Annotated in this window: 14 protein-coding genes and 1 tRNA gene; 8 read left to right on the top strand and 7 right to left on the bottom strand. The window is 52.5% G+C overall.

What is annotated here, in order from left to right; translation table 11 throughout:
- Positions 1 to 305: 305 nt before the first annotated feature.
- On the top strand, positions 306 to 2,138 hold the full coding sequence (locus tag FE845_RS07450) for a ricin-type beta-trefoil lectin domain protein (RefSeq protein ID WP_200363026.1): 1,833 nt from the start codon (positions 306 to 308) through the stop codon (positions 2,136 to 2,138).
- Between the two features lie 84 nt (positions 2,139 to 2,222).
- Here the strand turns inward: FE845_RS07450 and FE845_RS18585 are convergent, their stop codons facing one another.
- The 7 genes from FE845_RS18585 to FE845_RS07415 all read right to left on the bottom strand — a co-directional run bounded on the left by FE845_RS18585 (position 2,223) and on the right by FE845_RS07415 (position 7,681).
- Positions 2,223 to 3,659: a fibronectin type III domain-containing protein gene (locus tag FE845_RS18585; protein ID WP_227714180.1), complete on the bottom strand. Its 1,437-nt coding sequence runs from the start codon at positions 3,657 to 3,659 to the stop codon at positions 2,223 to 2,225.
- A 137-nt stretch (positions 3,660 to 3,796) separates the two neighbouring features.
- Positions 3,797 to 4,426, bottom strand: coding sequence for an HPP family protein (locus FE845_RS07440; RefSeq protein WP_200363024.1), 630 nt, complete (start codon positions 4,424 to 4,426; stop codon positions 3,797 to 3,799).
- 439 nt (positions 4,427 to 4,865) lie between these two features.
- Positions 4,866 to 5,180: a hypothetical protein gene (locus FE845_RS18970; RefSeq protein WP_413785076.1), complete on the bottom strand. Its 315-nt coding sequence runs from the start codon at positions 5,178 to 5,180 to the stop codon at positions 4,866 to 4,868.
- Positions 5,181 to 5,560: 380 nt separating this feature from the next.
- Positions 5,561 to 6,109 (bottom strand): superoxide dismutase family protein, encoded by a 549-nt coding sequence (gene sodC / locus FE845_RS07430; RefSeq protein WP_200363022.1) that lies wholly within the window; start codon positions 6,107 to 6,109, stop codon positions 5,561 to 5,563.
- A gap of 93 nt (positions 6,110 to 6,202) precedes the next feature.
- Entirely contained in the window at positions 6,203 to 6,487 is a 285-nt protein-coding gene (locus FE845_RS18965) for a hypothetical protein (protein ID WP_200363020.1), read from the bottom strand.
- A 478-nt stretch (positions 6,488 to 6,965) separates the two neighbouring features.
- A tRNA-Arg gene (locus FE845_RS07420) sits at positions 6,966 to 7,042 on the bottom strand.
- 99 nt (positions 7,043 to 7,141) lie between these two features.
- Positions 7,142 to 7,681, bottom strand: a complete 540-nt coding sequence (locus tag FE845_RS07415) for a YaeQ family protein (RefSeq protein WP_200363018.1) — start codon at positions 7,679 to 7,681, stop codon at positions 7,142 to 7,144.
- Between the two features lie 75 nt (positions 7,682 to 7,756).
- On the opposite strand from FE845_RS07415, the gene FE845_RS07410 reads away from it, so the two are divergent.
- The 7 genes from FE845_RS07410 to FE845_RS07380 all read left to right on the top strand — a co-directional run bounded on the left by FE845_RS07410 (position 7,757) and on the right by FE845_RS07380 (position 14,665).
- Positions 7,757 to 8,122, top strand: coding sequence for a CidA/LrgA family protein (locus tag FE845_RS07410; protein WP_200363016.1), 366 nt, complete (start codon positions 7,757 to 7,759; stop codon positions 8,120 to 8,122).
- Positions 8,115 to 8,837 (top strand): LrgB family protein, encoded by a 723-nt coding sequence (locus FE845_RS07405; protein WP_200363014.1) that lies wholly within the window; start codon positions 8,115 to 8,117, stop codon positions 8,835 to 8,837. Before FE845_RS07410 ends, FE845_RS07405 begins: the two co-directional genes overlap by 8 nt.
- A 169-nt stretch (positions 8,838 to 9,006) precedes the next feature.
- Entirely contained in the window at positions 9,007 to 10,569 is a 1,563-nt protein-coding gene (locus tag FE845_RS07400) for an ABC transporter substrate-binding protein (protein WP_200363012.1), read from the top strand.
- A gap of 93 nt (positions 10,570 to 10,662) precedes the next feature.
- Entirely contained in the window at positions 10,663 to 11,712 is a 1,050-nt protein-coding gene (locus FE845_RS07395) for an ABC transporter permease (RefSeq protein ID WP_200363010.1), read from the top strand.
- Positions 11,709 to 12,641, top strand: coding sequence for an ABC transporter permease (locus tag FE845_RS07390; RefSeq protein WP_200363007.1), 933 nt, complete (start codon positions 11,709 to 11,711; stop codon positions 12,639 to 12,641). Before FE845_RS07395 ends, FE845_RS07390 begins: the two co-directional genes overlap by 4 nt.
- 6 nt (positions 12,642 to 12,647) lie before the next feature.
- Positions 12,648 to 13,658 carry an ABC transporter ATP-binding protein gene (locus FE845_RS07385; RefSeq protein WP_200363005.1) on the top strand — a complete coding sequence of 337 codons (1,011 nt, stop codon included), beginning with the start codon at positions 12,648 to 12,650 and terminating at the stop codon, positions 13,656 to 13,658.
- Positions 13,655 to 14,665 carry an ABC transporter ATP-binding protein gene (locus FE845_RS07380; RefSeq protein WP_200363003.1) on the top strand — a complete coding sequence of 337 codons (1,011 nt, stop codon included), beginning with the start codon at positions 13,655 to 13,657 and terminating at the stop codon, positions 14,663 to 14,665. The genes FE845_RS07385 and FE845_RS07380 overlap by 4 nt, the downstream gene beginning before the upstream one ends.
- Positions 14,666 to 14,684 lie beyond the last annotated feature (19 nt).

Genomic DNA, 14,684 nt, shown 5'->3' with positions numbered 1-14,684 from the left:
CTTTCAAGAAACTGCACAGTCCTTTCATGATATGCAAAGCTGTTGCTGTGGCGTCAGCTAAGCCCTGCTCCTATTGTTTGTGACGGATCCACCCGGTCAATCCGACAAACACAATAAAAGGACAGGATTAGGGCTCGATTCATCTTGGCGCTCTTCGGGGCCGCCACCTTGCTTGTTTCAACAGCCCATGCCTCTGAAGCCCGTGCATTTGAAGAAGGTTCACTTTCTGGCCCAATCACCAGAGTTTGTCCCACACCGGTTACTATTACCGCTGGATTGAGCGGGCCTTTCTGGGCGGACAGCGCATGATGGTGACCCATCTTGTAGAGAACGAGGTGCTTTGTAATCTGCAATCCACCCTCTTGCCACAGAGCTGGGGCGGTACCAACAGCTGCAATACCATGGAGAGTATTGACCTTCAGATTCTCCGTTTGCACGAAATGCAGGCCTATGTGGATGCTCAGCTGCAGAAATATCACGATTTGGGCGTTCGTGTGATCTACCCCATTCACCGGTTTGATAACCAGTTTGGTGGCGCCAGAATTGAAGGCGGGTTGATCAACGTGGGCAATAATCTGTCGACCGGCCGGTATTTCTCCACCAGTGCCTGTAGTGAGGAGACCGAAGGTCAGATGATGATCAACGACCTTGGTCTGTTCGGACTTGAAGGCTTGCTGGGGGTTACGGGTTCTACCAACTACGATGAGACCACCGACCAATGCAACAACCGTGGGTTGACCGATCTTGGTATCTATTTGGTGAATCGGCTGATGGATATGGGCATGGTCATTGAGGTGGATCATATGTCCCAGCACAGCCACGAAGCCGTGCTCGATATTGCCGAAGCACGACAATACTCCGGGTTGATATCCGGTCACAGCCATATGCACGCGGGCGCGAACGGGACCGTGCACCCGAATGCGGTTCGAATTGCTGAGCTTGGCGGCATTTTAGCGCCCTATAACAGCGATGCGGACACGATTGGCGGTGCGATTTCCGGATTTCTGGACAAGGTTGAGGCCACGGATTATCTGCCGGGTGTCACCTTCTCTACCGACATGAGCGGAATCGGCAACCAGCCCGGCCCCCGCGCAAGCGTTGGAGTATCGCCACTTGAGTATCCGTTCACTACGGAGTTTGGTTTTACGGTAGACAAGCAGGTTACCGGCAATCGTAGTTTCGATCTCAACTCCGATGGCATGGCACATTACGGTCTGGTTGCTGATCACATTCAGGATATTCGTGAGCGCGCGCCCAGCCGTGTATACGAGTCTGTTATGAACTCCGCAGAAGCCTATCTGCAGATGTGGGAACGGGCTCGCGGCAACACGAATCGCCAGTTTGTGAATCCGTTACCAAACTACGTCACTGCCTTTAACCGTGGCACCAACACCTGCATGGATATTCCGGGGAACGACGATGGCGTAACCAGTGGAGCCTGGGTGGATCATTACGCCTGCCAGCCCCTGGCTCGGGATCAGCGGTGGCTGTTCGACCCGGTTGAGGGAACAATCTCCAATCAGGAAGGTGATAATGCATTCTGTCTGGATAACAACGGTACGCCTTGGAACAACGGCTATCCCAATCTTCAGGCGTGTAACGGCAGTTCACAGCAGAGCTGGCAGTACTCCGGGCAGCGGATAACCAGTGCGGGCAGCGATAGCCATTCATTGGACGCCTATGGCAGCGGCTGGGTAGGGTTTTGGGAGTCCCATGGTAACGCGAATCAACAATGGGAGTTGCGCATGGATTCCGCAAGCGGTCGCTGGGCGGAGTACAGGAGCGCCAAGTCTGGTTTGTGCCTGACTGCGAGCGGTGCCGGTGCCCAACTGAGCCTTGCTAACTGCTCAGGGGCCGACGCTCAGTTGTGGCAATGGCAGCCCACGTTGGGCGTGTTGCGCTCCGGACTTGATCCCAGCTTGTGTGTGGCCAGTTCGGCTCAGACTACCAACAACACACCGCTTGTGCTCGCCGCCTGTAGTTCCAGTGCGGCTCAGCAGTTCGAGCAGCATGCCGACAAATCCTTCCGGCTAAAGCAAAACAGCCATTACGCTATGGATGCAGCAGGCCAGGCGTTGGTGATGTGGCAGCACCATGGCGGTAGCAATCAGCAGTGGGTTGCGACACTTCCGCAATAAGTGCAAATAGGCCAGCCCGTCTGTGATGACGGGCTGGCCTTATACGTTTGGCGCTTCTAAAAAACCGAGATTGGGTTCCCCGGATTACCGGGAAATCGTTTTGCTAACAGAGGTTGACCAGTCACTTTCAAGACCATTGGTATCTATGGTTTTGATTGCGAAGTACCAGGTGCCTTCTGTAAGACCCGCAATCTGGTATTCCATCGCCTGACCATCTGTCACCTCTGCTTCATGGGCTCTGTCTTCAATGTTCTGCTCTTTGCCGTACTTGACAACATACTTTTCAATTTCACCCATTGTCAGCGATACGCCATTTACTCGGGTTCCAGGTGCGGTCCAGCTCATTGTCGCGGAGCCTGTTACCGCCACCGGAGGTGTCTCTGGCTCTGGAGTGGGCGTTGGCTCCGGCGTAGGTACAGGTGTTGGCTCCGGCTCTGGAGTAGGCAGAGGTGTTGGCTCGGGCACAGGCTCTGGAGTAGGCTCAGGTGTAGGCACTGGTTCCGGAGTTGGCTGCGGTGCAGGTGGATTTCCGGTTGATATCAGGGTTTCTTCAAGGCCAGCTACCGCTGCAGCAAGAACGCTATCGCGAACACCGGCAGTTTCCAGATAATCCTGCAAATATTCAGCTTGTAGCATACCGGCCAGCGTTAACAGCTCAACGCTCAGGCCCAGATTGCTTTCCGATTTAAGTGGTAAGTCACCATTCGAGTCAGCGGTTTCCTGCGCAGCGTTAAGTACATCGCCCAATGTGTTCCACTCTTGCCCATCTGCAAGGCTCAGAAAGGCAATATTCAATAAGGCTGTTTTCAAGTCCGATGCTTGAACGTTATTCAAGTCGGGTGCTGCCAAATCGACGGGCTTTCTCCAAAGGGCGCCAGCTTCGAGGCCGTAGCGGTCTTCCTGAAACCGTAGCAACTCTGCAAACTTGGAAAAACGGCGGCTGGTAGACTTAATGAATTTTTCGAATACCAGAGTTACCAGCGGTGTTAAAACTACGCTTTGGTTTGCATCAGCTGTGTTCACGAGGGACTTCAGTTCCAGGTTGTTTCCCGGCCAAAACCACTCGCCAAAACCTACACTAACACCCGATGGCGTGTTACACGCTGGTTTGGCGTCGCAACGCATAAGGGTTTGCGTATCGGATTTTAGAACCACTTTTAGCGGCTGAGAGGTATAAACCTCAGGCACTGAGATGCGAAATGCACCATTCTGGTCGGTTCTGGTAGTTTCCCCTATTTGCTCCCATCCATTGTCCGTCCTGAAATCGGGCTTGAGGTACCAAATAGAGATTAGCCCACCGTCAATCGCTCCCTTAACCGCAAAGCCCTCTACCCAAAACTTTTGGTCCGTCGTTTCTGCAGGAGGGGTGTTGGTGTCAGGTGCACTGGTGTCCGGCGTATTCGCCGATGCGTCTGGAGTTTCAGGTGTAGAGGATGATGAGCCACCACCGCCACAGGCTGTCAGTAGCGCGCTTAGCGCGATGGCAAGGTAGCTTAGCCGTGTGTTGGTTGGGAAGGACATTATGCATCTCCATAAAAAGTGGACAATGCAATCCTATCGGGCCAAGGTGTTAAATGGTGTAAAATATGGCGCTGTTTGGTTACTGAATGAGTCAATTTACCGTCGCTCGCGATGTGTCAATGCGTTCGGCTATCGCGCTATGTCCTCTCAGGACTCAGCGATAGGGGCGGCCCGGCGGTACTGGACGACCAGAGCGGGTAGGGGATGCCGGAAAGGCGATTCATCAAAAACGCATGAACAAGTAACACCAGTACTCCGGCCATCAAAATGGGCAGCTGGGAAGGGTTCGGCATAAGGCCAAGAGAGACAATCAGCGCCGTTGCGCCTGCCGGAGGGTGGGCAACTTTAAGCAAGACCATCAAGCAACTGGTTAGCCCCAAAGACAGTGCTGCAGCACCAACCCGCGGTAGGTCCACATGGGTTGTAAATGCAGATGGCGAATCTTGTAAACCGAAAAGATACAGTGCTAGCAGGCCCATCAAAGCGCCAATCAGGTGACCACACAGTGTGTTTTTAGGTGAGGCTGGCTGAGCCATAGGTACATAAAAAAGAATAAAAGCAGTCGCCCCCAGTGAGGGGAAGATGAAGGCTTCTTGAGTCACCAGGGCTATGAACGCCACCAAGGCGATGCTCAGCCCGCCGTTCACGAGGTTAAAGCCAGCCATAACAGCTCTTCGGCTGTACCGGTTCGCCAAGCGCTCTAAATGGACCGCCTTCAAAACGCCGGAGGCCAGTTGCCACCGCAGTCGCTCGTTCTTGATACCCATAGTGTTTCCGTACACGAAAAAAGCGTTGTAGCCTACGTCGAGGCGACAAGATTTACAATTGCCTGGGGAAATTAGAGAGTGGTTTTTTATAACAGGTTCAACGGCAAAGCGTCTAATGGTTTGCAAAATAAGCTATGGCTGTACTGAATCCTGTATTAATGGTGGGCAAGGCTGTGACCAGCTTTAGGGCTACCTGCTTAGCCGGCCCTTGCCGGTGGCGGAAAAGACTCGCTTGTTGAAGAATACAAAATCGACCAACTTTCTCGCGGCGATAAAGAGTCAGTCGCCACCGCGATTAAAATGGCGAGATTCATAGACAAAACGGTCCGGGCCGATAAAGAAAGGTGACCGATAAACCATTATAAAAAGCCAAATCCTTTGGCTGAAATCGCGTCCTGTGCTGTTCTGATATTTTTGCTGGTGGTGTATCACCAGCCGCTTAGGCAGGCCGGAATGTTGTAGCTTCTTCAATAAGCTGACGCACTCTGGCTTGAGTTTTTCCCAACGCGTTGGCCAGTTCCTCACAAAGAAACGCCATGCCAAGGTTCAGGTGTCTGCGGTCAGTCATGCTCAACGCATTTTGTTCTTGCATCACGCTTAGCCCCTTCACCACTTCAGCGTAGCCATATGGGTCGCCTTTATCGATAGCAGCCTGATTTGCTGTTGATCGGGTTTTCCATTGCTCGCTCAACGTGCCTTGCCAGCTCTTCAAATGGTTAATGATCTTTTTTGCCTCTTTGGCGCTCATTGGCATGCGAATTGTGCTCGGGATGTCACTAGCGCGCACCAGCCAAGTGAGATCGTCACGCTCGAAATAGAACTTGACGAACTTGGCTTTGTCTTCGCCAAAAAAGCTCTTTTTGCGAATAGATTTAACTATACCGATGCCATGCCCCGGATGATAAATGCGGTCACCTTGATTAATAGTGATGATGTTCTCCTTGTTTTAGTTGTAGAATCCATTTTTATAAAAAATAAATATAATCAGTATGTTACATCATTCCTAGCATTATCTCAAGGCGACCCTGATTGCAAGCTATTTTGGCTCGGGAAGATGGTTTAAATGTTGATTAGCTTTTCGGCGGTGCCCATGGCGTGATCGTTACACAGCTGGTCTACCTGAAAAGCCTCCTATTAGTCAGCAACAACTCCGCAGGCTATACGAGCACCGCCTCCGCCCAGAGGCTGGGGAGAATCTGAGTAGTTATCGCCTCCGCCATGAATGACCAGAGCACGGCCTTTAAAGTCGGCCAGCTTCAGCCTTGGCGCAATATTGGTTTGGGCGTTTTCCCCATCAGGGCCCACGTGAAGCCTCGGCAGGTCTCCTAGATGCCCTGAGACGTCGAATGGGCCTTTATGCTCTTTGGCCTTTTGCGGGTCGTAATGACCGCCAGCAGAGCCTGCTGGTGTCGTTTTTCCATCTTTTTTTATCGGACTGCAGCCAGGGTTTTCGTGAAGGTGGAAGCCATGAGTGCCAGGTGCAAGCTTGCGAAGGTCCGACTCAACTAGTACGCCCTCGTCATAGGCGATGAGGGTGACCGTCCCTAATGAATCTCCTTTGCCATCCACACTTGCTTCAAACATTTCCACCTCAAGCTTCGGCTCTGCGAGCGCCTGCGATGTGGATAGAAGCAACGCTGCGGAAGCTGCTATAAGGGGAAGTCCGAGTTTTTTGCTATACATGTTTGTCTCCCATTTCATTCCTGAATTAGAAGGCTTTCACCAATTTTGTGCGGTGAAGGGCTACAAATAAGCGTAGTTGCAGTCTTATTATTTTTAAACACTTGTTGCTAGATGTTGCCTCTTGGTAATGACCTGAGCGAAGCTATCCAACAGATCGATTTCAACCTCGTAGCTGGGTTCAGGCTTCTTAAACAAGTGCTCCCCATTGCCAATAGAAAACCAAGGGTCGTTGATGGAGTCCTGACCAAAGCATACGTTTATATCGCTCTCCCAGAATTCCTTCACGCGGGTCATGCCTCGGCGTTTGAGGGGAGGTGTCTTGCCGCCTTTGTAGGCGTACATTCCCTCCTGTGGGAAGGCGACAATCTGAATGGTCACTTTATCCTTAAGTTACTCACGAACCTCCATCATGACCTTTAGCCCTGTCAGGTTCGGGTCGCAGAAGTCGATATGGGTACGGACGAACTGAACACCCTTGGAGACATACTCGTGTAAACCTCTTAGGTCGATGGTTTCCTCTGCCGGGGGTAAGTCAGCTCCAACTTTTTGAATAACGCCATTTTCTACGAGGATTTCAGAAGAGTCGCTGTTGCGTGTGCAATGCTAGTCTCGCTACAAATCAACTAGTCGAGATGGTGCGCATGCAATAGTAGTTTAGACGCCAGATGGCGCTGGCGCAGAAAAGGGCGGTCGAGCGGCAAGATCTGCGCCCTCACTATCAAGGAGTGCAATCAGGCAAAGGGCATAATTCCCGCGCCAAGAAAATGCAGTTTCAATTCTGGGGCGCGCCATGGACACAATTTGGACACAGAAAATTAAAAAGGCCCTACGCTTTCACGTAAGGCCTTGAAAAATATGGCGCGCCCGACAGGATTTGAACCTGTGACCACCGCCTTCGGAGGGCGGTACTCTATCCAGCTGAGCTACGGGCGCATTCGAATGCGACGGCTGTGCGTCAATTTCGAGTGCGCAATCTTACGTGTGCAAGCCTACGCTGTCCAGTCCCGGCGCGCTGGTCGGGGTAGCCTTTCGTCACGGGAATAGCGGGGCCGGAGTAATACTGGCCAGTGCGCCCTCATTACTGAAAGATACCTCACCATCCTGAATCGTCACCTGAAAACTCATGTTGCGTTCAGCCAGTCCAGCAAGGACTTCTGTGGACTCACTCGGCAATTCAACAATTCGCAGGTTATCGAAGCGGCGCAGTTTGCTCTGGTTTTTTTCCAGCCATACGGGCACTGCGCGCGAGCCATAAGCGTACAGAATAACCTGACGCGCGCGGTTGCAGGCTTTGCGCAGGCGGCTTTCGTCGGGCAACCCTAGTTCAACCCACAGTTCAATCTCGTCACTTAGGCTTTTTTGCCAAAGCTCCGGCTCGTCGTCTGTGCTTAGGCCCTTGGTGAAGTCCAGATCTTCATGTGCATTCAGGGCGAACGCCAGCAGGCGAATCATCATGCGCTCGTCATTCTCTGACGGGTGTTGAGCTATGGTGAGCTGATGATCTGCATAATAGTGCCTGTCCATATCGGCAATATTGAGTGTGGCTTTAAAAATGGTTGCTTTGAGCGCCATGGCCGTCCTGCATTGGTATCAAGATGTTGGTTTGCGCTAGTGTAAAGCAATTCTTCAGGGGGTGAGCAGGACGATATGTCGATGTTGCGCGGTTTTCTGATTTTGGTTCTTTTTTTTCTATTTGGCGAAGCCTTGCGGTTGGTGTTTTTGATACCGGTCAGCGGTGGTGTGCTAGGTATGATTTTGATGACATTAACGCTAATGCTGCGGGGGAGGGTGAGTGATGCGTTGGCGTCGGCCAGCCAAGCACTCATTTCCGTTCTGGTGTTGCTGATTATGCCCGGTGTAGTTGGGGTGTTCTTTATGGCTTCGCAGTTTTCGGGGCAATGGCTGGCGGTTTCGGCGGCCTTGCTGCTGGGCACCTTTCTGAGTGTTTTAACGACCTTGTTGCTGATGAAGCAGGTGGTGCGCTTGTCTGCGCGGAGCCGAACAAATGACTGAGCTTGCGGGTCGCTTTATGGCTATTCCTGATGTTTTGTCAGCTAGCCCCATATTCGCAATCGGTCTTACACTGAGTGCATTTTTTGCCGGTAACTGGCTGTTTGCGCGCCTAGGCAAGCCCTTATGGATGCCGCCGGTGGTGCTCTCTGCCGTCATGTTAGCGGCAGTCATCGCGGTTTTGTCGTTGGACTATGTTCGTTATCAGCAAGGGGCGCTTTGGATTACTGTGTTGCTTGGTCCTGCCACCGTAGCTTTGGGGATTCCTCTGTATCAGCAAATTCACCACATTCGGGCCATGTGGAAGCCGATTGTGGTTACGCTGCCGCTGGCGGCAACCATGGCTGCTGTTTATGCGGTTGTGATCGCTTGGGCGATGGGGGCCACGCCGGAGGTGCTGGCATCCCTTGCGCCTAAATCTGTGACCGCCCCCATTGCTATCGGTATTACAGAGCAGTTGGGTGGGTCTGTGCCTTTAATGATGGGTGGGCTGTTGATTACGGGTGTTGTTGCCGCCCTATTTGTTGACCTGTTAGCGCAATGGCTCAAGATTGATGATGAGCGCATTGTTGGGTTTGCTCTGGGCCTCAATGGCCATGCCATAGGTACGGCCAGAGCCTTCGAGATTAGCCATACCGCAGGCGCCTTTGCCTCTTTGGGTATGGGGCTGACGGGTGTTTTTACAGCACTTATCTTGCCTCTGGTATTTCGTCTTTAAGGGGCGGGCGCAAGCCGCTATTCAGCTCACGAATAACCGTAAGTTGTAATTTCGATTGCGGTACGTAGTTTCCGGGACTAGTTTCTATGGAAGACGTCCGGGGCGCCTGAGTGTCGGTGTGCCCCAAATAAAGTGCCGTAAAATTCTTAAAACAACGACGGGAAACGCAATGAAAAAACTACTTGCAGCTTTAGTCGGTACCATGGCGCTTGCCACGGCACCTGTTGCTCTGTCTGCTGAAGCGACGAAAGAGCTTAAAATGGCGTACGACGCCGACCCGGTCACTCTCGATATTCACGAGCAGCTCTCGGGAGGCATTCTGCAGTTGTCTCATATGTCTTTTGATCCGCTTGTGCGTTGGACGAAAGACCTTGGTTTTGAAGGCCGCCTAGCGGAAAGCTGGGAGCGTGTTGATGACAAAACCATGCGTTTTAAACTCCGTGAAGGTGTGAAATTCCATTCGGGTAATGAGTTCACCGCCAAGGATGTGAAGTTCACTTACGATCGGCTAAAAGAAAGTCAGGACTTTAAGGCCATCTTCCAGCCGTTCAGTGGCATAAACGTTATTGATGATTACACCTTTGAACTGGTCACTAGCGAGCCTTTCCCTCTGCTCCTCAATACCGCCACTTACATTTTTCCGCTCGACAGTCAGTTCTATTCCGGCGAGACAGCCGATGGCAAAAAGAAGAGCGCGATTGTGAAGCACGGCAACTCGTTTGCCTCCGATAATCTGTCTGGTACCGGCCCCTTCGTAGTCAAGTCTCGCCAGCAGGGCGTGCGCATGGAATTTGAACGTTTTGCGGATTACTGGGATGAAGAATCTCCCGGCAACGTTAAGAAGATTGTTCTAACTCCAATCAAGGAAAATAACACTCGCGTATCGGCGCTACTATCTGGCGGCGTTGATTTCATTGCCCCTGTGCCACCTACGGATCTTGATCGCATCAAACGTGACAAGAACTCGGAGCTGGTCACCATGAGTGGTACCCGTATCATCATGTTCCACATGAATCAGGAACGGGTTGAAGCCTTTAAGAATCCCAAGGTGCGTCAGGCAATCGCCTATGCCATCAATCAGGAAGGCATCGCGGCCAAGATCATGAAAGGTTTTGCTACGCCAGCAGCTCAGTTGTCGCCAGCGGGTTATCAAGGGCACAACGAATCCCTGAAGCCACGTTATGACGTGAAAAAAGCTCAGGAGCTGATGAAAGAGGCCGGTTATGAGGATGGCTTTACCATTACCATGATGGCGCCAAACAATCGCTACGTTAACGACGACAAAATCGCTCAAGCTGCAGCGGCCATGCTGGCTCGCATTAACATCAAAGTGGATCTTAAAACCTTGCCAAAAGCACAGTACTGGCCGGAGTTTGATAACCGCTCCGGCGATATGATGCTCATTGGCTGGCACGCTGACACCGAGGATTCCGCCAACTTCTACGAGTTCCTAACCTTCTGTCCTGAAGCTGGCAGCGGCGCTGGTCAGTACAATGCGGGTAACTACTGTAACCCGGAAATTGACGCGCTGGTTGCAAAAGCCAACGTCGAGACCGATGTTGAAAAGCGTACTGCCATGCTGCAAGAGGTAGAGAAGCGTTTGTATGACGACGCTGCTTTCGTTCCGCTGCACTGGCAGGATCTGGCTTGGGCCAGCAAGAAAAACGTAAAGATCGAGCCGATTCTGAACGTTATGAACTTCCCTTATCTGGGTGATCTGGTCGTAGAGTAAACGAGGGTTTGCCCCCTCTCTCCAACCTCTCTCCCGCCCTTTACGGGATAACAGGGAGAGAGGCTTTAATGGCTCATCATCGGTGAATTTTTCATGCTAGCGTTTTTGGTTCAGCGCATATCCCAGGCCGTGCTGGTCATGTTTGTGATCAGTGTGATCGCCTTTGCTATTCAGGACGGCCTTGGCGACCCGCTTCAGGAAATGGTGGGCATGTCCGTCTCTATGGAGGAGCGGGAGGCTCTGCGGGAAGAGCTGGGATTGAATGACTCCATGGTGGTCCAGTACCTGCGCTTTGCTGGCAAAGCTCTTCAAGGCGATTTGGGTAATTCCTATTTTTACGGCAAGCCGACGCTTGAGGTTATTGCCGAGCACCTACCAGCTACTTTGGAGTTGGTGATTGGGGCCAGTTTGATCATTATGTTCTTGTCTGTTCCTATTGGTGTCTACGCCGCCATAAGGCCACAGGCATGGTTGGCCAAGTTTTTTATGGGCGTGAGTACTGTGGGTATTTCCATTCCGGTATTCCTCACGGCCATTGTTCTTATCCAAATCTATTCTATCGGGATAACCATTGAGTGGTTCCCCGAAGACACCGGCTGGGGGCAGTGGTTAAACGGCGCTTTAACAACCGAAGGTGGGTTGCCGTCATATGGGCGTGGTGATGAACTCACTCACCTGTTTGGTACTTGGTACTCCGGCTTTTTCTCCACGGATGGGCTCATGCATCTGGTGCTGCCCTGCGTATCGCTGGCATCCATTATGCTGCCGTTGTTTATTCGCTTAATCCGCGCAGAAATGATGGAAGTGCTGCAAAGCGACTACATTCGTTACGCTCGCGCCAAAGGCCTCAGCGCCGTGCGAATCAACTTTCTCCACGCCCTCAAAAACACCATGCTGCCGGTTATTACCGTAGGCGGTGTGCAGGTGGGCGTTATGGTGGCCTACACCATTCTTACAGAAACCGTTTTCCAATGGCCGGGCGTCGGGCTGATGTTTTTGGAGGCCATCACTCGCAGTGATATCCCCTTAATCGTTGCCTACTTAATGGTGGTGGGTCTGATTTTCGTGATCACTAATACGCTGGTGGATCTGGTTTACGGGCTAGTGAATCCCACGGTGAAACTGACAGGTAAGAAAGCATGACAACAGCGACCCTTTCACGCTGGAATCGCTTTCGCGAATCCTTCCTCTGGTACAGCTTCAAGCGCGACAAAGTGGCGATTGTTAGCTCCATCGTGCTGCTCTTGATGGTTTTTGCAGCCGTTTTTGCGCCTCTATTTGCCCCAACGGACCCTTACGATTTGGCGCAAATTGACATCATGAACTCGGAATTGCCGCCGGTAGGAATGCCGGGAGCGGATTCAGCTTTCCCTCTGGGTACAGATGCTCAGGGCAGGGACATGCTTTCCACCATTCTTTACGGTACTCGTGTATCCCTATTGATCGGTTTTGGTGCGGTTGTGCTGCAGGCAGCGCTCGGCATACTGTTTGGGCTTTTGGCAGGCTACTTGGGGGGACGGGTAGACTCGATCCTGATGCGCATTGCCGATGTTCAGCTCTCCTTCTCCACCTTGATGGTGGCGATCATTGTGGGCGCGGTGTTCAAGGCCAGTTTCGGCAACCTGATGTTTGGTGAAATTGCCATTTATATGCTGATTTTCATTATCGGTGTCGCTGAATGGCCACAAATTGCCCGAACCGTTCGGGCGTCTGTGCTGGCGGAGAAGAAGAAGGAGTACGTGGATGCGGCCAAGGTGATGGGGTTTCGTACCAACCGCATTATGTTCCGCCATATTCTGCCTAATACCTTGTCTCCTATTTTTGTTATTGCCACCGTACAGATCGCCAATGCGATTATTTCCGAAGCGGCTTTGTCGTTCCTTGGATTAGGCATGCCGGAAACCCAGCCGTCGCTGGGCTCTTTGATCAAATCCGGTTTTGACTACATCCAAAGCGGCTCCTGGTGGATTACGCTGATTCCCGGCCTAGTGCTGGTCGTGCTCGTGCTAGTCATCAATCTATTAGGTGACTGGTTACGGGATGTTATGAACCCACGGCTGTACAAGGGCTAAATCACCATGAAAAGCGATACACCACTGCTGGAAGTGAAAAATCTGGATGTCCGGTTTGCCGTTCGCGGCGGCGATCTTACAGCCTTGCGCGGCATTAGTTTTAGTCTAGATAAAGGCGAGCGGTTAGGGCTGGTGGGAGAGTCCGGTGCAGGCAAATCCGTGGCGGCCTTCTCGATTCTCAACCTGATTGCACGCCCAGGATATATTGCAGGTGGGCAGATTTTGTTTGAAGGCAAGGATTTGGCGGCCATGAGCGAGCGGGAACTGCGTAAAATTCGCGGCAACCGTATTGCCATGATTTTTCAGGACCCCATGATGACGCTTAACCCGGTGCTCAGTATTGGCACGCAGATGGTTGAAGCGATCAAAGCGCATCGCCGGGTCAGCACCAAAGCGGCCCGAGAAATCGCTCTGAGCAAATTGCGCAAAGTGCAAATCCCCTCGCCGGAAAAACGCCTTGATCAATACCCTCACGAGTTGTCGGGCGGTATGCGCCAGCGGGTGATTATTGCTATTGCTTTGTTGCTTGACCCGGAAATTATTGTGGCAGACGAGCCTACAACCGCGCTGGACGTGACCATTCAGGCGGAGATAATGGCGCTGCTGCTGGATCTGTGTGAGCAGGAAAACGTTGCATTGATGCTGATCACGCACGATTTGGGTGTTGTCTCGCAAGTGACCCAGCGCATGTTGGTTATGTATTCCGGTCGGATTATTGAACAAGGGCCCACACGGGAGATCATCAACGATGCCCAACACCCCTACACCCAAGGCCTGATCAACGCTTTGCCACAGATGGGCGAGCCTGGCGCGCGGTTGTTCCAGATCCCCGGTTCTATGCCATCGCTGAAGAACGTACCCTCCGGTTGTCCTTTCCACCCGCGTTGCGATTTCGCCACAGATCAGTGCCGACAAACCATGCCTGAGTATGTTCGCTCCGGAAACGTGGATGTGGCCTGTTACGAGGTTAGCAATTTGATTGAGCAGGAGAAACGCATGCAGGAGGCCGGATCATGACCTCCCCATTAGTCGATATTCGTGGTCTGGAGAAGCGTTTCGACCTCTCTGGCAGCTTTCTGGAGCAAATCACGTTCAAAGGTGGCCGCTTCCAGCGTAAGCAGGAGGCAGTGCATGCCATCAACGGCGTGGATCTACAGGTGCAAAAGGGCGAGGCCCTGTGCGTGGTGGGCGAATCCGGCTGTGGTAAGTCCACCGTGGCCCGCACAGTTATGGGCTTGCTATCGCCGAGCGCAGGCGAAGTCCATTACGGCGGTCAGCGCATTGATAATCTGAAAGGTGGGGACGTGCTGCCTTACCGTCGTAAAATGCAAATGATCTTCCAGAACCCTTACGCCTCTCTGAACCCCCGGATGACGATCCAGCAAACGCTGGAGGAGCCGATTCATTTCCATCGACCGGAGTTGGCCCGCAGCGAGGTGCGCGAAAAAGTTCAGGAAGTGATGCAGTCTGTGGGAATAGACCCGGATTGGGGTAGCCGCTTTGGGCATGAGTTCTCCGGTGGCCAGCGCCAGCGTATTGCCATTGCCCGAGCTTTGGCGGTAGACCCAGAGTTTATTGTGGCGGATGAGCCCATCTCGGCACTGGATGTTTCCATTCAGGCGCAGGTGCTGAATCTGCTGATGGAGGCGCAGGAAACCCGAAATCTGACCTACCTGTTCATTACTCACGATCTTGCTGTAGTGGAGCATTTTGGCACCCGCGTTGCCGTAATGTATCTGGGGCGGGTGTGCGAGTTGGCAGAAACCAAAACCCTATTTGCTGAGCCTCGCCACCCCTATACTCAGGCGTTGCTCTCGGCTATCCCTAGGCTAGAGGATGACAGGCCTAACTACATAAGGCTGCAGGGCGAAGTGCCAACACCGGTAAATCTGCCATCGGGCTGTGTGTTTCATGGCCGCTGCCCCTATGCGAACGAGCGCTGCCGCCAAGAAATACCCCGGCTGATTGTCACAGATGGTGGTTCGCAGGTGGCTTGCCATGCTGTGGAAGAAGGGCGGTTGTAAGAGTACAGGTTTTAAGAGT

Source organism: Marinobacter sp. 1-4A (genome assembly GCF_016597725.1).
Lineage (GTDB): Bacteria > Pseudomonadota > Gammaproteobacteria > Pseudomonadales > Oleiphilaceae > Marinobacter.
The sequence above is the reverse complement of the archived record's forward strand: the minus strand, read 5'-3'. Positions and strand labels throughout refer to the sequence as shown.